The following is a 17,257-nucleotide window of genomic DNA, read 5'->3' on the forward strand; positions in this document are numbered from 1 at the left end:
GTGAGCGCCGTGGTATCGCGCACGGCACGACTTCCCGCGAAAGCTCCTCAAGCCCTTCCAAAAACCTGACCAGGCTCAATTCTTGCGCCGCGGTGCTTTGCCCTGGGGCATGCTGCGTTTCGGTAGGGAACGCCGATCTTTCAGGAGGTGCAAAAACAGATTCCGTTTTCTCCCGTGCTGGACAAGATCAATGTCACTGACAAGTTTTGCACCACCCGCGCGTCGCTCCAGGGTGATCTTGCGACTATGGAAGGCTTCCAGCTCAGCTCGATGCGCGACGCTTACGATGGTAACTTTCGGCAATTCGTGGATCACCATCTCCATCATCTTGTCTTGGCTCTTCTCATCGAGTGCAGACGTTGCCTCATCGAGCACGATGATATCGGGATCATGTAGCAGAAGGCGTGCAAATGCGAGCCTCTGCTTTTCGCCACCCGACAATGTCTGGTCCCATGGGGCATCTTCCTCGATCTTGTCGTTCAGATAATCGAGTGCCACTTTGTCAAGGGCCGTCTTGATCTCATCCAGCGTCCAGCTATCGGCGGCGGCGGGATAGGCGACTGCGCGGCGAAGTGTCCCGGAAGGGATATAAGGCCGTTGCGGCAACATGAACAGCCGTCTGTCGACGTGGAAATTGACGCTGCCGTCACCCCACGGCCAAAGACCCGCGATGGCTCGCACCAGCGTGCTCTTGCCTGTACCGGATTCTCCGGCTACGAGCACCCGCTCGCCTCGTTCGATCACGACCTGGGTTTCCTTGACCACGGCGGTGCCGTCGTCCAACGACACGGAGAGATCGTTTAGGCTGAGCATCGCATCACCTTCAGTTTCACCGCGCTTGATGCGTCCCAAGGCGTCGCTCTGTTCCGCCCGCTCGAGCCCGTCAAGCGACATCATCAGCGAAGCAATGCGCCGTGCACAGGCGTTCCAATCGGCGAGACGGGGGTAGTTGTCGACCAGCCATCCGAACGCGCTCTGAACGATGGCGAAGGCAGAGGCAGCCTGCATGACCTGTCCAAGGGTCATGCTGCCTTCGAGAAATTTGGGCGCGCAAAGCAAAATCGGCACGACCGGCGCAAACAGGCTCGACCCCTGCGACACAAGCGTCGTGCGCATGTGCTGGCCTGCAAGGAAGGCCCATTGCCTGAGCACGTTGGCAAATGTCTTGTCGAGGTCGTTACGCTCCTCCTCTTCGCCGCCGAGCAATGCGATGCTCTCGCCGTTTTCCCGCACATGCGTCAGCGTATAGCGAAATTCGGCTTCCGCCTGATTTTTGACCTCGGAAACATGGACGAAATGGCGACCGATGACCGCCATCGAGCTGGAGGTGATTGCGGCGTAGAGGACCGCAGTGATGACGAGGAAGCCTGGAATAGTGACGGTCGAACCTCCGATTGTCAGGGTCAGGGCGCCACCAATCGTCCAGAGCACCACGATGAAGGTCGAAGCCGACAGGAATGCGGAAATGACACCAGCGATGAAATCGACAGGCGATTCGGTGGCGATCCGCAAATCCTCCGAGATGCGCGCTTCTGGGTTCTTGTGGTCGCCGCCGATGAGGTTCAACTGATAATAGCGGCCGTTTGCGAGCCAACGCGCGATGACTGAGTTCGTGAGCCAGGAACGCCAGCGACGCTGAATCGCCATACGAAGGAAGACTTGTGTAACGACAAGGGCTACACTTCCGAGCGCGAGTGGCAGGAAGACGGCGCTTAGAAAATATACGACGTGAGCATTGCGCTGCTCTATCGCGTCAAAAATTGCGCGATTCCAGATATTGATCCCATACTGGAAGCCGACATTGGTGCCAATCAAGGTCAATAGGCCGATTGAGCACGGCCAAGCGAGCCCATCGCCGCCGCTGCCCCAATAACCGCGCGCGCTAATCCAGAAGCGCGTCAGCAAATACCTTTTTCGCGCCTGCTCGGCCTCGTCAGGCGTCAATGCTGGATCGGGTTCAATGGCATCTGGCGGCTGCTCGACCTCGACAGTCGATGCCTTCTTTTGGCGCGACCTCTTGGCACCACGGAGCTTGATGCCGTCGACCGATTTCGGTTTGGATTTAGCGTCGGTCATAGGCACGACAACGGCTTAAAAATCAAAAAGTTTCATGAATGCCAGTGTTGAACATGGCATCGGAGGGGTCGCCGGCAGTCTGTCACGCAAAATGATGGTGTGGCTGTTCGACGGCCTTGGGGAACCGTCCGTCGCAAATGACGTTTCAGTATCAGGAGGAATTCACTATGTGCCCGCAAAAGCCAATAACTGCACCGGTCTGCGCGCCCGGATTTGGATTGCCGAACCCCATACAACATTACCCCCAGCAATTGCCCCCTCTTGCCGCTTCAGAGAGCGAGAAAGAGGCGTATGAAGAGGGAATCAAAGCTGGAAAGCGTGAGGCGGAAGACAAAAAGAATCCCTATCCCGCCAGCAGCGAACAGGCCAAAGCTTATGAGCATGGCTACCTCGATGGTCAGAAAATCCGATTTGAAGATTTATTTTAGCGATGGACGATTTCGGCGCGCTGCGCGGAAGATGAGCATGCAACAGGCACGGCACATCTCAGCGACATTGCCGGCCGTTCGACGCTTGGTCGGCGCTGCGCTACGCTACCGCAGCACCAACCACCTCTACCGTGTTCCCCGTTGCCGAATTAGGTTCCAGCCCTCCAAAGTAGTGCTGGGGCATGACAGATACGCTTTGTGACTTTAAAGCTGCTTTTATCGATACCTGACGCGTGTTACCGTGCTATCAATCATCGTAATGAGGGATTTTACTAGCTTTTCAAAACAGCAATCGGAACTCTTTTAACATAGTGCATAGCTGACTTTGAGTACTTTACTGGAACGTTGTGAATTCGCGGGAGACCTGCGAACATAAAGGCGGTTTCTCTTCTGGCGATTTCCTCATGGACAAAAAATTCGATGCGATCGATGTTGAAGTTGGATCACGCATCCGACTGCGCCGGGAGGAATTGTCAATTGCGCAGGATATATTAGCCGAGAAGCTTTGCATAAGCCCTCAACAGCTCGACAGATGTGAATGCGGCATCGAAAAACTCGGTGCCAGTCGCCTTCTCCGCATTTCTGAAATCCTCGGTGTCCCGGTCATGTTTTTCTTCAGAAGCGTATCGGACGACGCCCTTCCTTCTATGGAGGCGATAGCTGATTTTCGACTTGCCAAGCATCATAAGGCCGTTCTGCACACAGCCTTATCGGGGATTGAAGACAAGCGGTTGCGGGCAAAGATCCTCGCTTTTGTGCAATCAAGCAAACCTGACAACGAGCGCTGACCTAGCAAGATGACATTTCATTTAACGACACTCGGCAGTTGCGCCCTTTATGATGAGAAGGGTGATCGCATGAACGTGCCAAAACAGGCGCTGCTCATGCTTGCCTATCTCTATGATTGTCGACGATCGATGCCACGGAAGGATCTGGCGGCTTTTCTCTGGCCCGGCAATCTTCAGGCCGCCGGCGCCAATCTGAGGTCGACCCTCCTGCGTTTGACGACCGCGACGTCCAAATCCTCCAGGCAGCTGATCAGCGATGTTGCGGCGAACCTCACATTGAACTTCGACGCATTGCGGTGCGACCTGGATACTATCGAAAATACGTCCGGCGTTGCCAGGCTTAGTGCGCTCGCCGATGCCGTCGCCAAGAATTTTCTGCCCACTTACGGCAGCGGCTCCGGAGCCGTGGCTGTCTGGGTGCGCGACGTTCGGGCACGGCTGGCAGGGGAGCTGCGAGCGGAATTCTTCAAGACAATGGGCCAACCCTCCTGGTCCCAAAATCGCAGCGAATTGAAGCGTGCAGCCATGCTTCTGCTGGATTGGGACCAGACCGATGATGAGGTCAGGGCGGCGCTTGGCGAGAAAATCACGTCTTACAGTCAGTTGATTGGCGGAACGAAAGATCCGAATTCAAGCCATTCGGCTCAAGATATGCTTCCGGTTGCCGCCGACAACCTAGTGCCGCGTATCGCCCTGCTTCCGCCTGAGACGCTGGAGGAGTCAGAGCGAGCCGGATCGGTCGCAAATGCTGTTATCGAAGACCTGACGATCAGTCTTTGCGTCGACCGAAGCGTATCCGTAGTCGCTCCCTACACCGCCGAGCAGATCCGCTCCTCAAACGACAAGGCTGGGCTTCTCAAGCAACATAACGTGGTCTATGCGCTCGATACGAAGAGGACGGGCGACAGCCTTTTCGCACAGCTGATTTTCATGCCGCGGGATGAAATTGTCTGGGCAACGCGCGTCCAGCTGAATAGCGCGGCCATAACGGAGCATCGCAACGCGATCGCCACTGCCATCCAGAACTCCATTATCGAGCGTGTTGGCGCCTTCCACCACATAGTTTCCGATTTTGGTTGCAAGCCTGAGGCCTATTTTGCCTATCTCGAGGGCGTGCAATGCCTGTCCCGCCTAGGTCTTCAGAATGTCCGTCGCGCGCGCAAGCATTTCAAGCAGGCTCTCGAGCATGAGCGGGGTTTTGCGGCGGCACTTGCGGGCATCGCTAGAACGTTGACGATGGAATGGGTTCTGACGGCCCGCGGCGATGGCGATCTGTTGCATCAAGCGGAAAAAATGGCGGCGGATGCAATCCGCGATGACAGCCAGTTCGCCGGAGGCTTCAAGGAAATCGGCGTAGCCCGGCTCTACCGCGGAAATATCGACGGCAGCCTCGAGGCCTTGTCGAATGCCGAGGACCTTAGCCCGCACTATGCTGATGTGATTTGCAGCCACGCCGACAGCCTTACCCATGGCGCCAATCCGAAAGCGGCATTGGAGAAGGTTGCAACTGCGCTTGATCTTAATCCGCTTGCCCCGGACTATTATTATTGGACCGCGGCAGGAGCCAGCTATTTCCTTGGGGAATATACCGAAGCATTGGCTTATCTGGACAGGATGAGAGATCCAGGGCCGGCAAGCAGGCTCGCGGCCGCAAGTTGGGCAATGCAAGGGGATCTTGCCAAGGCTAAGACATATCGACTGCGCGCCCTGCGCGATAATCCGAATTTCGATCTTGAGGCATGGTTGTCCATGATTCCAAACAAGGAAAAGTGGCAAACAGAGCATTACAGGGAGGGCCTATTGAAGGCCGGCTTTTAAAAGGAAGAAATTATGGCAGGTGCAGTTCTGATTGGGATTAAAGGCGAAAAAGGGCTCTGGCTGGTTGACCTCGAAAAGGGGACTGTCGTGCGATATACGCACAGGCTGTCGGGTGATCTGGCGAAGGCTGAATCCTGGCGGGCGAAAGGGGTCAGAGTGGAGAAAGATGTCGATTTCGCCGTGGCGTTAAAGTCGGCAAGCTCCGCGGCCTCAGGCCTTTATGAGGGTTAGGCGCTCGTTGATCGGTGTCAAACGACTTTAGAGCCTGCTCTCCCGGCGAAACCTTGTCGAGGGTTTGGCCCTATCTGGGTCGGCTTGGCATAACCCGTGTCGGCCGCCAGACCGAGCTCGATCGAATAGGCATTCCCGTTTGGTGCGCCTACGCCCCGAACTCCAAGGCGATCGTCGTCGCCCAGGGCAAAGGTCTGGACGACGTTTCCGCGAAAACATCCGCGGTGATGGAAGCGATCGAGCGATCGGTCGCGACCCAACCCTACTGTTCAGCGTTGATGGCAAGTCAAGATGATCTTGCCTCCGGCGACTATCCGATGGATTGCCTGGACGATCTGCTGGCGATTGGCGCGCAGCCGGTAGAAACCACTGAACAGATCAGATGGTCTCAAGCCCGCGATCTGGCGAAGAACGCCTCGATATTCGTCCCTTTCGAGGCCATTCATCTTGACCGAACGCATGTCAGCCCACGCTTTTGGGTGTCATCGGACGGATTGGCGTCCGGGAACACTTGGCACGAGGCAGTCCTGCATGGGTTGCTGGAGCGGATAGAGCGGGATGCTTGTGCCCTCTGGAATGTTGGCGAGCCGGAGTGTCGGTACGCACGCCGGATAGATCCGCATAGCATCGAAGATGAGGATATTCGCGAGATGCTGGAGAGGATTTTCTCGGCGGACTTCGATCTCGCCCTTTTCGATGTGACGAGCGATCTAGCCGTTGCCTCCATCGTCGCGTTGCTGCGGCCGAAAGGGGATGACGGCGCGCTCAGATATGCCGACTTGACCATGGGGGCAGGCGCATCCTTATCCCCCAAGGTGGCCGCAGCCCGGGCAATTTCCGAGGCCGTGCAATCTCGAATGACGTTCATCGCCGGCGCTAGAGATGATCTTGTGCCTGAGCTGTTCTCACGCCGTGCCGATCCCGCCCATCTGCAATCGTTCCGGGTTCGATACACGACGAACCTCAACGAATTGCCGACGATGCCCGCCGAGTCTGCGCGAGATGCACTCGACCACCTTGTCGAGACTCTGTTGGGATGCGGTATTGACCAGCTTTATGCAATCGAGCTGGCACCCGAATGGTTGCCGGCATCGGTCGCAAAGGTTTTCGCGCCGCAACTCGAACATCCGGACGGGGATCGCCGAATTCGTTTCGGCAGCCGCGCGCTGTCAAAGGGTTTCCTATGAAAATGATCTTCGTAGGTCCAAGCCTGCCCGATGCCATATCGTTTGCCGACAGCACGATGGTCATACGACCGCCGGCGTGCCAAGGCGACGTCGTTAGAGCTCTTGAGGATGGCGCGGCTGGCATCGGCCTTATCGACGGTCAGTTCGAGTTCGTCGCGCCGGTCTGGCACAAGGAGTTACTCTTTGCCCTATCCCGAGGTATCCCGGTATTTGGGGCAGCCAGCATGGGGGCGCTCCGCGCGGTGGAATGCCAGGCTTACGGCATGGTCGGCGTTGGTCGGATTTTCGATGATTATGCTTCCGGGCGCCGGGAGGAGGATGCCGACGTCGCGCTCCTTCATGGCCCGGCGGAATTGGGCTATCCAACTTTGTCGGTACCACTGGTCAATATCGATGCGACACTCGAGGCTGCGATTGGCCAAGATATTATCGGTAGGCAAGAGGCTTTACAGCTCTCCCAGGCAGCCCGGCGTGTATTTTTCAAAGATCGGACCTGGAAGCGTGTTGCCGAAGCCGCCGATATGGACACGGAGCAGGTGAGGGCGCTGGTTGCAAAAGCCTGGACCGACCAGAAGCGTCTGGACGCCATCGAGCTCATGCGCGCAATTGCCAAAGCGCCGTTGCAAGGGCGTACGGTAGACTGGTCTTTCAATGCGACACCGCTGTGGCGCAAACTCTTTCCACAACTTATTCGGACGTAATTTACCGATAAATACAACTAATGCATGCGCAACGTTTTTGCAACGCACACCATCAATCGAAATATGGCAGTCTCCCCCTATCAAATCATTTGTTGAGGCTTGTAAGCGTGAGCGATTTTGAAGCACAGGAACGTCAGGGCGAGATCTTGGCTCTTATAAGAATGATGCGGTATGCCGGCCAAACCGCCAGTGGACTCGATGTACCGCAGGCGACGTCTCTTATCGAGGCGGCACAAGCTGCTCTTCTTTTGGTTTTAGGGATCGAGTTCCCGATGCTGTCAGCTGCGCATTTGAACGCGCTTGTCAGTGACACGTATGGTCACTGCTAGCAAAACATTGGCGACTTAAACATCGACTTGATACCGAGCTGGCAAAGAGAAACTTCAAGAGATCCAGCTTGTTGAGAAGGGCGTTAATCAAGGTGGGCTTGCCCGTGAGAAAAATAGGTTCCACCGATACAGTGGGCATCGTCGCAGACTTCAAAGAACCTCGAGGAAACAAGAGGATCCTGCCCGTGGCGTTTGCAGCATTTATTGTCGCGTGGCTTGCTCTCGTCTGGGATATCTGCCGTTCGCTGAACTGGCTTTGATCTCCGACTTTGAAAAGGCATGTTGAAATGAGCCCGATCCGGCCTGCCAGGACATCATTTGTCGTGCCTGTAGGCGTGGTCAACGGCCGAAAAAAACCTAAGAGAACTCAGCCGGCATAGGGCAGTCGCTGCCGATGCCAAGCTCACATGGAGTTGCCGGCGGTCTCGCGGTGGAGACGATCATGGAAGGGTTGAAACGTTTTACAAAAGGCGATTTGTCGCAAAGCGAACTCGAAGTCATAAAGCAAGTGTTTGACTTAGTTACGAGGCAGAGCTGGTTCGACGATACTCAATACAGCCGGGAGGGTTTTGCCGCCGCGCTGGTCAGCTTGTTTCGATGCGGAATGATTAATCCGACGCAGCTGGAAAGGATCGCGATGTTTTGGGCATTGAGCGACTTTTCCCAGAGCATGTCGAGTGCCCAACGGACTAAACTGAAATCACTCTACAGTCGAGGCGAGGTAGAGCGGCAAGTTTGCTATTGAAAGGAGTCGAGCCTTCGATCGGGCTGATTTCGACTTGCCTACGGCCATGGAAATCAAACAGATAGAAAGTGTTTGAGGCGCATGCGATTGCAGGACCATGGCGGTGACAATTGCGCTTTTTCCCGCGGTCTCAAGCCAACCGTCTCCTCGGCCGCACCGCTCACTCTCGTTCAGTTCAATACTTTCAGGACGACTTTGCCTCGAATGTGCTCGTCCTGGAGCGCCTTTTGTGCCGCCGCCGCCTGACGAAGTTCGAAGGTGCGGTCGACGCGGACCTTTACCTTGCCGCTGTCGACGAGGCTGGCGATCTTCTGGAGCTGGGCGCCATTCGGCTGCGCGGTATAACGGCCGGTCCTGATGCCTTGGGCCTCGGCGCGCTGTCTGTTGGGCTCCGCCAGGGTAGAAATCAGCGCACCGCCGCTTTTGATGACCGAAAAGCTCCGTTCCTGTGTCTCGCCGCTCACGAGATCGAAGACGAGATCGACCGGTTCGACGATAGTCTCGAAGCGTTCGGACTTGTAGTCGATGATCTGGTCGGCGCCCAAGTCACTCAGGAAGTCCCGGTCAACCGCTGAAGCCGTGGTCGCTACCCAGGCACCCCTGGCTTTCGCGAATTGAATTGCGAGGTGGCCGACGCCGCCGGCGCCGCCATGGATGAGAACGCGCTGGCCGGCTTGCAGCTTGCCGTGGTCGAAGAGACCTTGCCATGCGGTGATACCCGCAAGTGGCACCGCCGCGGCTTTGACGTGGTCCAGAGTTTCAGGTTTCCTGGCGATTTCGTCCGATTTTGCGATCACGAACTCTTCGTAGCCGCCGTGATCCGGTGCCAGAAAGGCGAAAACGTCGTCACCCCTCAGAAAACTTGAAACCGACTCACCTGCATCAGCGATTTCACCGCTTACGTCGCGACCGAGCACATAAGGGAAATCTTTTTCAGTGACGACAGGATACTTGCCCTCGCGCATCTTCGCATCGACCGGATTGACGCTCGCGGCAAAGACTTTGATGACGACTTCGTCGGTCGCTGGTATCGGCTGCTCGATTTGGTCGAGCTGCATGACCTCCGGTCCACCAAAACGATGAATTCGTACGGCTTGCATCGTTGAATCTCCTTGCTGATTAAATCTCCGAACCGCAATCGGCCGATGTGATACCGGCGCATGCTCGTGTCATCCAGGCGATACAATCACAGCCCGTCGCGGCGCTTCGCAGGCCCCTTGAGAAGTGAGAGTTCTCTTCTCCTCTCAAGCAGATAATCGACATAGCCGATGCAGGCGCAGACAAGCAGGCTACCGCTTACAGCAAAAATCATCAGCAATCCGGTCACGATCAGTATCGTCATCATTGGCACCTGATTGAACCGCGGCACCTGACCGCAACCGAACAAGCCACTTTGTCGGAAGTTCCCAAAATGTGAGATACGAAGAACGAGTGAACGAGAGCGCTTATGCCCGCTTCAAATATCGCCATGCCGCTATGCTGCCGAGAAGTTGAGCGCTGCCACCACAAAGCATGGCCGTGATGAAGCCGAGCGGCGGTTCATGGAAAAATGCAAAGACCGATCCGAGTGCTGCCACGCCGATGGTTGCGCCGACCATGCGAGCGACGTTGATGAGTGCGCTTGCGGTTCCGGCGCGTTCGCTGCCGACACTTGACACCGCGACCGCCGTAAGCGGCCCAGTTGCCAAGCCCATGCCGATACCGGTCAACAGCAGACCGAATTCCTCGGCGATCAACAGGTTTTCGACGAAAGCAATACCGAGCAGCAGGTTTCCCAGACCCATTGCCGCCAGCCCCAGCGTAATCATTCGCTGCTTGCCAAGATGTTCTGAAAGCGAGCCGGAGAAAGGCGATATCGCCACAAAGCTCAGTGCCATGGGCAGGAGCGCCAGGCCGACTTCGGTCGGACTCAATCTGTCGAGGCTGAGCGAGGTGAGCGGAAACAGAAAGAGCGTGCCATACATGCCGAAAGTCATTGCGGCCGTTCCCGCCATAGCGCCGCTGAATTGCCCGCTGGAAAACATCGGGATCGGCACGAGGGCGCGCTGATCCAGGCGCCGTTCCACCACGATGAAAAGCGAGAGCAGAACGAAGCCGAAAAACGCCAGCAGAACCGTCCAGAGCACGGGAAGATGCGAGGATTCAATGGCTGCAAGGGTAATGGCGCCCAGCGATACTATGCCCAGCATCTGACCGAGCGCGTCGAACGATCTTCCCTTCCGGTCCGCGCTCTCCGAGACCCAAAGCAATGCCCCGATGGCAGCGACCACACCGATGGGAACGACGACCAAAAAGACTGCCCGCCAACCGAAGCCGTGGATCAGATATCCGCCGAGGCTCGGCCCGATGGCAAGCGACACACCGTTGCATCCCGCCCAGATGCCGAGCGCCTGGCTACGAACCTTCTCGTCCGGATAGATCACCCGAATGAGCGAGAGAGAGGCCGGGATCAGAAGCGCCGATCCAAAGCCGGTTACCGCGCGGGCGGCGATCAGGATCGCGATCGTCGGAGCCAGGGCACATCCAAGGCTTGCGATTGTGAAGATGATGCAGCCGATGATGAAAATCAGGCGCCGCCCGTAAAGATCAGCCAGCAGGCCGCCGCTGATAAGAAGGGCGGCGTAGACGAGATTGTAGGCATCGACGACCCACTGCAATTGGGTCACCGAAGCCGCGAGGCTCTTGCCGATCGGTTGAACAGCGAGATTGACAACCGAGGTGTCAACTTGCGCGACGATCACGCCCAGGCAAAGAATGACGAGCGAGGCGGGATGCAGTTTCGAAAGTGATTTCTCGCGTTGCGCGATCGAATGCATGATGGTTCCTTTCGGAAACAAACGTAGCGCAATTAAATTGGTTTCACTTCGAGCGCGATCGAAGTGTTGTGGCAGACCCATTGTAAAATCGGCGCCGGGAATGGTCGTTCGGCTGCCGCTGCCTTCAGAGCGTCGCAGGGCCTCGCCCGTCGCATCCGCAAGCCTTGGCTTAGGAAGACTTCGTTCGACGGGTGACAATTTCATCCTTGCGCGATGACCTCGGCGCTACGCTCGTGCATTTAGCCACCTGATCCAGGGTTAATTTCGCATTTCCTATTGCGCGCCGCCTGATGCGGCGAGGAACAAATGTCCGGGGTCGTCGTTCAATCGAGAAGATGCGGAAAGCGAGGAAATGCGGAGCGTTCGGTCGACTGCACGAACGCTCGCGACAGCCGTTCCGGGCGCGGAGTTGACGGTGGACCACAAATCCAAGGGAGAGCAAGATATCCGCACGACGCCGGCGGCCTATTTAACCTGAGAGCCGATTGCACCGAATAGGGCGATCCGCAAATCTGGTCGGGTCCGAAGCCGGTATTTTCGAAGGCCTCGAGCCGTGGATAAAAGGCGACGAGCGCAGTTCAACAAAGTGCCTGGTGCTGAATGTCGACCACCTGTGTCAAGATCGACATCTCTGTTTCCGAATGCCGCACCATAACCGGGTGGATCTCATCCAATACGTGCCGATGCAGGAGGGCAAACAATGCGTCGTTCATGTTTGCACCATCGAAGATTTCGGGATCATCACAGGCAACATTGATGGTCCGTTCCACCACGCGGTTTACAGCCGCTTCGCTGACGAGAAACCTGCGCGCCCTATTTATCAGCATGGCGCGGAGTGTCGGATCTTTTGGGAGTTTTGGCGGTTCCAGAGGGGTCATTATGCTTTCCACGTCCTTGCAGGCGGGAGCGCATATCAACCCTCAGTCGTCACTGCCTACGAGATCGGTTGGCGACGATGTTTCGATAGTACTCCTTCGCGGATAGGAGTCCATGTCGAATGCGGTGGCAAGGCAATGATGACGACCGGGATGTTCAAATGGTAGCCGTCATAGCCTCAAAAGCCGACAATGCTGCAGCTAAGCGGCTTTGCTGATGCCGTCATCGCAAGCAAAGCTATCGCCAGAACCGCTTGGCGTCGAGGACGTCGTCGAGGGCCGCCTGCGCGGCAGCGATCAATGATCCCTTGTCGGCGTGCAAGATGACCGATGCGGCCTCGGCATGGTCTCGCAGGCCGTGCTTGTCCAGCACGCTGGGGCCGGTTGCCAGGTCGTTCAGCGCTCCAAGCCGATCCTGCAATTCTCCCATGGTCTTTATGAAACGCTTGTGGCGACGGGCTTTCTTGTGGCCGGCAAACAATGATTTGAAGAATTCCGCGGCGTAGCGCAGCTTCTTGGCGTCCTTCCTTGCCTCGTGCCGCCGCTCGTCGTCGACACGTGCGAGATCGCGGCCGTGCTTCTTCAGCTTTTTCCGCATCTTGTCGAGGGCCTCGACCGCCTGTTCGGCGATCGTCTTGTCTTTCGCCGGCCCATCCAAATAGGTGCCCGTGTGCAGCCATTCATGAAAATCCAACAAGAGCGCTCTGGCGCGGGGCGATCCCAGCGCTTTCTCGGCCTCGTCATAGGCCGCCTCGCGGGCTTCCTGCAGCCTGTCCGCCAAACTCCCGTCTTTCGCCTTCGGCAGAAGCACGTCGATGTTGCGGGCTTCGCCAAGCACGCCAGCCAGCCAGCGGAACTCGTCGGATAGTCGACCAGCTTCATCGTCCAGGAGCGGCTTGAAGAGCGAAATGGCGGATCGCAACCGCCGCATCGCGACGCGTGCCTGGTGAAGCGCTTCGGCGCTTCTCCGGTGCAGCAGCACGGTCTCGTTCAATCGAAATTGGCGGAAACAGGCTTGTGCTATGGTTTGAAACCCTTCCATGGCGCTCGATCGCCACTCCAGGTCGATTTCCTCTGATTTATATACGTGCGGCATTGCGTCGAGCAGCCGGTAGCCGCGCTCGGCCTTGGAGTGGACGCTGAACCTGAATGGAACGATCGCCTCGATCTTGCGCGCGAGAGCAAACAGGTCCTTCGGGTCGCCGTCCTTCAATTCCAGCTCTATCTCGCAGATGGGCGTCTGCCGTTCAGCCTCCGCGGCGGCGCCCCGATCGACAGCGAGTTCGATCTTGGAGCCGTTCTCGATCAGGCTCCAGATCCTGCGGTCGATGGAAACCTCGAACTGGGGAAAGAGATCTCCCCGGATGTCACCGAACTGATTGAGAAGAGGGCTCGTATGGTCGAGGACGGGGACGTCCGTCTCGACGGCGGTCTCCCATTCCGACCGGGCGAACAACGACGCGCCGGGACCGGTGGCCTTCACCGTCTGTGTCATCGCAGCACCGGAACGGCGAATCCGGAGTGTGAATCCTGCGTCGAAGAGCCTGCGGTCGTCCGTGTCGAAATAAACCGAATGCTGCTCGACCGTCTCGGCGGGTTCGCCAAGAAGGTCCGAAGAGACGAGGCTATCCATCTCCAAACGTGACAGGTCAAGCTTCAGTTCGATTTCAGCCACCTTGATACTCCCCGTGCCCCTGTGATCCGTGGAACGTTTTCGCAGTAGGGATAGTTCAATCGTCTCACATCCAGATGAAAGCACGCTTTCTCCGCAAGATCACCGTCTGACGTGATGAAATCGACCAAAAGCAAGGGTGGGACCACGGTAAAATCGGAGAAACGGCCAAAGGCCTGCCCTCGATTATCGCGGGTTTTCTTCCGTTGAGCATCGCAGATGACGAGAAGGCGACGTCGTTTCGCTGGCGGCCGGCTAATGGTGCTTGAAATATTGCACCTCGCGCTCGTGCTTCTCTGCCGCCTCGCGGGTTTTGAAGGTGCCGAGATTCCTGCGCTTGTTTGTTTTCGGATCGACCTTGCGCGAGTAAAGCCGGTATTCGCCGGATTTCAGTTTGCGGATCATGGCCATGTTCTCCGTTGAAAAGGATTTAATCCTCACAGGCCTGTTCTGGTTCCAATGGAACCGATTGGCGCAATGCGGTCGCGCCCCCGGCCACATCGTGAAAGCCGGAATGATCGCAGGTGCTGCCCTCACCTAGATCACGTCCGGTTTAATCAGGGTCATATTCGCTATGCGTCCGGCAGGCGTCTCATGGCGATAACGGATTAGTTGCCATCAGATATCGCGTCTGCTTACCTCAACCAGCTATCGAGGTCCGATATTATCGGCGATTCGCGGAGGGAAATATCAGTGCCAGCAAAAAATGCAACATCGACCGGCCATGAAGCGAGTGATGCAAGCTGGCTCGATCTTCATTTTGAGTCATCACGGCCGGAATACGAAGACGCACTTACCCAGGTTGGAATGCAACAGGGCTGGAGCGTACTCGACGCGGGATGTGGGGGCGGAAGCTTCCTCCCGCTCATCTGCGAGCTGACTGGTTCCAACGGGACGGTGGCAGCTCTTGATCTTGCGCCTGAGAACATTCAACGCGCCGAGAGCTTGATTAAGGAGGTCCCGGATCGGCCGAAGGTGGTCACCCGCGTCGGCAGCATTCTGTCACTCCCCTTCAATCATGCTTCCTTCGATTGCGTGTGGTCCGCCAATGTTATGCAATATCTCACGCCAGCGGAATTTCAGCAGGCGACGGATGAGGCGAAACGCGTATTGAAGCCCGGCGGCATCCTCGCCGTGAAGGATTTCGATTCAACGCTTCTGCAGATATTGCCTATGGATCGCGGCGTATTTACCCGCTTCATGACGGCGCGATTGCAGACGTTCCGCGACAAGGGTGTGCTTGGCACCGATTGTGGCTCTTCGCTTCCCACACGTTTGCGTGACGCAGGGATGGAGATCGTATGGCGCAAAGGCTGGCTCGTTGAACGGTGGGCCCCGACTGGCGAGCACACGCGCAATTATGTACGCGACTTAATCTCCTATTTCACGACTGTAGCGCCGGATTACGACCTTCCTGAAAGCGATCAGTATTATTGGAAGGAACTGGCAGCAAATCCAGAGAGCCTGCTTGATCAGCCTGATTTCTGCTACCGCGAATTCTTCGTTCTAACGGTTTGCAGGAACGCGGCAATCTAAGAGCACGTCCGTTTTTTAATCAGGGTCATATCCTGCAGCCGCGAAGTAGTTGGCGCATTCGTAGGGCCTCTAGGTCACCGACTCATAAGATCGTAGCCAGATACGAATTGAGGCGAGCTGGATAGATGCGAGGAAGTTGTCGTCGCGTTTGTCATATCGTGTTGCGATGGCCCGGAAGTGTTTGAGTTTGTTGAAGAACCGCTCGACAGCGTTGCGTTGTTTGTAGAGCCGTGAGCTGAAGGCAGGAATATTGACCCTGTTTGGCATGGGACGGATACAGCCCCATGCTCCACGTGCTTTGAGGTCTTGTCGCAGCCTGTCGCTATCATAAGCGCGATCAGCCAGAAGTATTTGACCAGGCCCGATGGTCGCAAACATATCGGTCGCCGAGCGTCCGTCATGGGCCTGTCCGGCTGTCAGCTTTAAGCGGATCGGTCGGCCATCGGCATCGACAAGAGCATGGATTTTGGTTGTCAGCCCGCCGCGCGAGCGACCCATGCAACCGGATCGCTCGTCTTTTTTTGACCGTTGGCAGCATGTTGGTGAACGCGGATCGACGAGCTGTCGATCATCTGGATGTCGCCATCGTAAGCTTCTGATATTGCATCGAGAATACGTGCCCAATGCCCCGCATGACGCCATCGGTTAAAGCGGTTGACACAGGTCGTATAAGGGCCATAGCGCGCGGGAATATCCGCCCACGGCGCACCAGTTCTCAGCCGCCAGAAGATCCCATTCAATACGCGTCGGTCATCAACGCGGGCCTTACCACGAACCTTTGTCGGCAGAAGGGGTTCGATCACCGACCATTCGAAATCCGTCAAATCAAAGCGCGCCATCTCTGCCTCCAAGCCTGACAGACAGAGAATCACAAATCATTCAAATCCAAAACTATTTTATGGGTATGTGACCTAGATCGGCGGCATGCGGAATCTTCCGGGAACAATTGGCCATTCGTCTGGTTGTCGCTTAGGCGGCAACGAGAAGCTTAGAGATGACCGCGCTCGCTATGTGCTCCGGCTGCCAGGCAAGGGCGCGGGGCTTTCGCGGAGCGGATGTCAGCCGGGAAACGCGTCGGCAGGACGTGATTGCCCGATATGGGCTCGCCCGAGGCCATTTTTCTGGCCGTTTATGCCTAGCGCCTCATTACATTCATGACCAGGGAGACAACGAAGAATATCAGGAAGATGAAGAAGAGCACTTGTGCAATTGACGCCGAGGCACCGGCAATGCCGCCAAATCCTAGGGCGCCCGCGATCAGGGCTACGACCAGAAATACCAACGCATAGTAAAGCATCTTACTCTCCATTTGTTGTTGAAATGGAGAACGGAGCAGCTATCAGTTTGTTCCATAGTCAATAATAAGGTTTAAGCGGCAAACATCGCTTCTCGCGAGTAAGCCTTGCGGCCATCGTCAGCCGGCGGCGGCGGCTCGGCGGCTTCCAGATACATTCCCGCCGGCACAATGAGCGCGAACCAAAGACTGGCGCCAAGCAGAAACAAGGCTGTCGCCCCGTCGTCGACATGAACACAGAAGGGAAAGACGATAGAGGTGAACAGCACCGTCAGGCGAACGGCCCATTCGCTTTCGCGCTTGCGAATTGCAACGGCAGCCAGTGCACGATAGGCGCGCACATCATAGGTCCCCGTGGTCCGACCGAACGCCAGCATCCGGATCGATGGAATGGAGAGCATCAACAGCGCGGCAAAGGTCAGCCTGTAGACAGTGCCTGCCAGAAAGAAGCCGCTCGCGGACAGAAGCAACAAAATGACCAGGAGATTCCAGAAAGGAGCAAGTGTCCGCGGCGATTGACGTGTGTGCTCGTGCCACATCCGCAGCGCCATCGCTCCACCATCAAGCAATGGTCGATCAACATAACGATTGATGAATTCCATTCCGCGCCCTTCCAAAGCCGTGGGGAAGCCAAAACCAGAAAAATTCGGCATCAGCGTGGCAAGCGACGATTATGATGAAAATAGACGCTGATCCCAGTGCCGTGCGGCGGCGAGAGGGAACAATCCGTTTTGAGCTTGGTTCATTGGCTGATCTTGCGG

Annotated in this window: 19 protein-coding genes; 9 read left to right on the forward strand and 10 right to left on the reverse strand. The window is 56.6% G+C overall.

Going from position 1 to position 17,257, the window contains the following annotated elements; genetic code table 11:
* Positions 1 to 75: 75 nt before the first annotated feature.
* A complete protein-coding gene (locus tag CCGE531_RS27635; RefSeq protein WP_120669849.1) occupies positions 76 to 2,076 on the reverse strand; it encodes an ABC transporter ATP-binding protein/permease in 2,001 nt (666 codons plus the stop codon).
* Positions 2,077 to 2,243: 167 nt separating this feature from the next.
* Between CCGE531_RS27635 and CCGE531_RS27640 the strand changes: the two genes are divergently transcribed.
* From CCGE531_RS27640 to CCGE531_RS27675, 8 genes are all read left to right on the forward strand, one after another.
* Entirely contained in the window at positions 2,244 to 2,504 is a 261-nt protein-coding gene (locus tag CCGE531_RS27640) for a hypothetical protein (RefSeq protein WP_120670574.1), read from the forward strand.
* A gap of 404 nt (positions 2,505 to 2,908) precedes the next feature.
* Positions 2,909 to 3,292 carry a helix-turn-helix transcriptional regulator gene (locus tag CCGE531_RS27645; RefSeq protein WP_120669851.1) on the forward strand — a complete coding sequence of 128 codons (384 nt, stop codon included), beginning with the start codon at positions 2,909 to 2,911 and terminating at the stop codon, positions 3,290 to 3,292.
* 69 nt (positions 3,293 to 3,361) lie between these two features.
* Positions 3,362 to 5,110 carry a hypothetical protein gene (locus tag CCGE531_RS27650; protein WP_245459482.1) on the forward strand — a complete coding sequence of 583 codons (1,749 nt, stop codon included), beginning with the start codon at positions 3,362 to 3,364 and terminating at the stop codon, positions 5,108 to 5,110.
* Positions 5,111 to 5,122: 12 nt separating this feature from the next.
* Positions 5,123 to 5,341, forward strand: coding sequence for a hypothetical protein (locus CCGE531_RS27655; protein ID WP_120669855.1), 219 nt, complete (start codon positions 5,123 to 5,125; stop codon positions 5,339 to 5,341).
* 14 nt (positions 5,342 to 5,355) lie between these two features.
* Positions 5,356 to 6,528: a YcaO-like family protein gene (locus CCGE531_RS27660; RefSeq protein ID WP_120669857.1), complete on the forward strand. Its 1,173-nt coding sequence runs from the start codon at positions 5,356 to 5,358 to the stop codon at positions 6,526 to 6,528.
* Complete coding sequence (locus CCGE531_RS27665; protein WP_120669859.1) at positions 6,525 to 7,229, forward strand: TfuA-like protein; 705 nt, start codon at positions 6,525 to 6,527, stop codon at positions 7,227 to 7,229. The genes CCGE531_RS27660 and CCGE531_RS27665 overlap by 4 nt, the downstream gene beginning before the upstream one ends.
* Positions 7,230 to 7,336: 107 nt before the next feature.
* Complete coding sequence (locus CCGE531_RS27670; RefSeq protein ID WP_120670576.1) at positions 7,337 to 7,558, forward strand: hypothetical protein; 222 nt, start codon at positions 7,337 to 7,339, stop codon at positions 7,556 to 7,558.
* Positions 7,559 to 8,000: 442 nt separating this feature from the next.
* Positions 8,001 to 8,303, forward strand: a complete 303-nt coding sequence (locus CCGE531_RS27675; RefSeq protein WP_120669861.1) for a hypothetical protein — start codon at positions 8,001 to 8,003, stop codon at positions 8,301 to 8,303.
* Between the two features lie 170 nt (positions 8,304 to 8,473).
* Here the strand turns inward: CCGE531_RS27675 and CCGE531_RS27680 are convergent, their stop codons facing one another.
* The 6 genes from CCGE531_RS27680 to CCGE531_RS27705 all read right to left on the reverse strand — a co-directional run bounded on the left by CCGE531_RS27680 (position 8,474) and on the right by CCGE531_RS27705 (position 14,071).
* Positions 8,474 to 9,403 carry an NADP-dependent oxidoreductase gene (locus CCGE531_RS27680; RefSeq protein WP_120669863.1) on the reverse strand — a complete coding sequence of 310 codons (930 nt, stop codon included), beginning with the start codon at positions 9,401 to 9,403 and terminating at the stop codon, positions 8,474 to 8,476.
* 86 nt (positions 9,404 to 9,489) lie between these two features.
* Entirely contained in the window at positions 9,490 to 9,648 is a 159-nt protein-coding gene (locus tag CCGE531_RS27685) for a hypothetical protein (RefSeq protein ID WP_162944050.1), read from the reverse strand.
* A 100-nt stretch (positions 9,649 to 9,748) separates the two neighbouring features.
* Positions 9,749 to 11,119 (reverse strand): MFS transporter, encoded by a 1,371-nt coding sequence (locus tag CCGE531_RS27690; protein WP_120669867.1) that lies wholly within the window; start codon positions 11,117 to 11,119, stop codon positions 9,749 to 9,751.
* A 578-nt stretch (positions 11,120 to 11,697) separates the two neighbouring features.
* Complete coding sequence (locus CCGE531_RS27695) at positions 11,698 to 11,997, reverse strand: hypothetical protein (RefSeq protein WP_120669869.1); 300 nt, start codon at positions 11,995 to 11,997, stop codon at positions 11,698 to 11,700.
* 235 nt (positions 11,998 to 12,232) lie between these two features.
* A complete protein-coding gene (locus tag CCGE531_RS27700; protein WP_245459484.1) occupies positions 12,233 to 13,669 on the reverse strand; it encodes a CHAD domain-containing protein in 1,437 nt (478 codons plus the stop codon).
* A gap of 252 nt (positions 13,670 to 13,921) precedes the next feature.
* Positions 13,922 to 14,071, reverse strand: a complete 150-nt coding sequence (locus tag CCGE531_RS27705) for a hypothetical protein (protein WP_120670580.1) — start codon at positions 14,069 to 14,071, stop codon at positions 13,922 to 13,924.
* Between the two features lie 288 nt (positions 14,072 to 14,359).
* Between CCGE531_RS27705 and CCGE531_RS27710 the strand changes: the two genes are divergently transcribed.
* A complete protein-coding gene (locus CCGE531_RS27710; RefSeq protein ID WP_245459486.1) occupies positions 14,360 to 15,202 on the forward strand; it encodes a class I SAM-dependent methyltransferase in 843 nt (280 codons plus the stop codon).
* 69 nt (positions 15,203 to 15,271) lie between these two features.
* Here the strand turns inward: CCGE531_RS27710 and CCGE531_RS27715 are convergent.
* From CCGE531_RS27715 to CCGE531_RS27725, 3 genes are all read right to left on the reverse strand, one after another.
* A protein-coding gene (locus tag CCGE531_RS27715) for an IS5 family transposase (RefSeq protein WP_120663716.1) occupies positions 15,272 to 16,041 on the reverse strand; the annotation gives its coding sequence in 2 pieces (ribosomal slippage) (positions 15,272 to 15,727 and positions 15,730 to 16,041; 768 coding nt in all).
* Between the two features lie 296 nt (positions 16,042 to 16,337).
* Positions 16,338 to 16,499, reverse strand: a complete 162-nt coding sequence (locus CCGE531_RS27720) for a DUF1328 domain-containing protein (protein ID WP_015343210.1) — start codon at positions 16,497 to 16,499, stop codon at positions 16,338 to 16,340.
* A gap of 71 nt (positions 16,500 to 16,570) precedes the next feature.
* On the reverse strand, positions 16,571 to 17,098 hold the full coding sequence (locus CCGE531_RS27725; protein ID WP_205586526.1) for a hypothetical protein: 528 nt from the start codon (positions 17,096 to 17,098) through the stop codon (positions 16,571 to 16,573).
* Positions 17,099 to 17,257 lie beyond the last annotated feature (159 nt).

It is taken from the genome of Rhizobium sp. CCGE531, from assembly GCF_003627795.1.
Classification (GTDB): domain Bacteria; phylum Pseudomonadota; class Alphaproteobacteria; order Rhizobiales; family Rhizobiaceae; genus Rhizobium.

Bases quoted from the DNA above. Each gene is read 5' to 3' on its own strand.
- CCGE531_RS27645 (WP_120669851.1), top strand. From the start codon at position 2,909: ATGGACAAAAAATTCGATGCGATCGATGTTGAAGTTGGATCACGCATC.
- CCGE531_RS27725 (WP_205586526.1), bottom strand. From the start codon at position 17,098: ATGGAATTCATCAATCGTTATGTTGATCGACCATTGCTTGATGGTGGA.
- CCGE531_RS27675 (WP_120669861.1), top strand. From the start codon at position 8,001: ATGGAAGGGTTGAAACGTTTTACAAAAGGCGATTTGTCGCAAAGCGAA.
- CCGE531_RS27705 (WP_120670580.1), bottom strand. From the start codon at position 14,071: ATGATCCGCAAACTGAAATCCGGCGAATACCGGCTTTACTCGCGCAAG.
- CCGE531_RS27695 (WP_120669869.1), bottom strand. From the start codon at position 11,997: ATGACCCCTCTGGAACCGCCAAAACTCCCAAAAGATCCGACACTCCGC.
- CCGE531_RS27640 (WP_120670574.1), top strand. From the start codon at position 2,244: ATGTGCCCGCAAAAGCCAATAACTGCACCGGTCTGCGCGCCCGGATTT.
- CCGE531_RS27635 (WP_120669849.1), bottom strand. From the start codon at position 2,076: ATGACCGACGCTAAATCCAAACCGAAATCGGTCGACGGCATCAAGCTC.
- CCGE531_RS27680 (WP_120669863.1), bottom strand. From the start codon at position 9,403: ATGCAAGCCGTACGAATTCATCGTTTTGGTGGACCGGAGGTCATGCAG.
- CCGE531_RS27665 (WP_120669859.1), top strand. From the start codon at position 6,525: ATGAAAATGATCTTCGTAGGTCCAAGCCTGCCCGATGCCATATCGTTT.
- CCGE531_RS27720 (WP_015343210.1), bottom strand. From the start codon at position 16,499: ATGCTTTACTATGCGTTGGTATTTCTGGTCGTAGCCCTGATCGCGGGC.
- CCGE531_RS27690 (WP_120669867.1), bottom strand. From the start codon at position 11,119: ATGCATTCGATCGCGCAACGCGAGAAATCACTTTCGAAACTGCATCCC.
- CCGE531_RS27655 (WP_120669855.1), top strand. From the start codon at position 5,123: ATGGCAGGTGCAGTTCTGATTGGGATTAAAGGCGAAAAAGGGCTCTGG.
- CCGE531_RS27685 (WP_162944050.1), bottom strand. From the start codon at position 9,648: ATGATGACGATACTGATCGTGACCGGATTGCTGATGATTTTTGCTGTA.
- CCGE531_RS27650 (WP_245459482.1), top strand. From the start codon at position 3,362: ATGAACGTGCCAAAACAGGCGCTGCTCATGCTTGCCTATCTCTATGAT.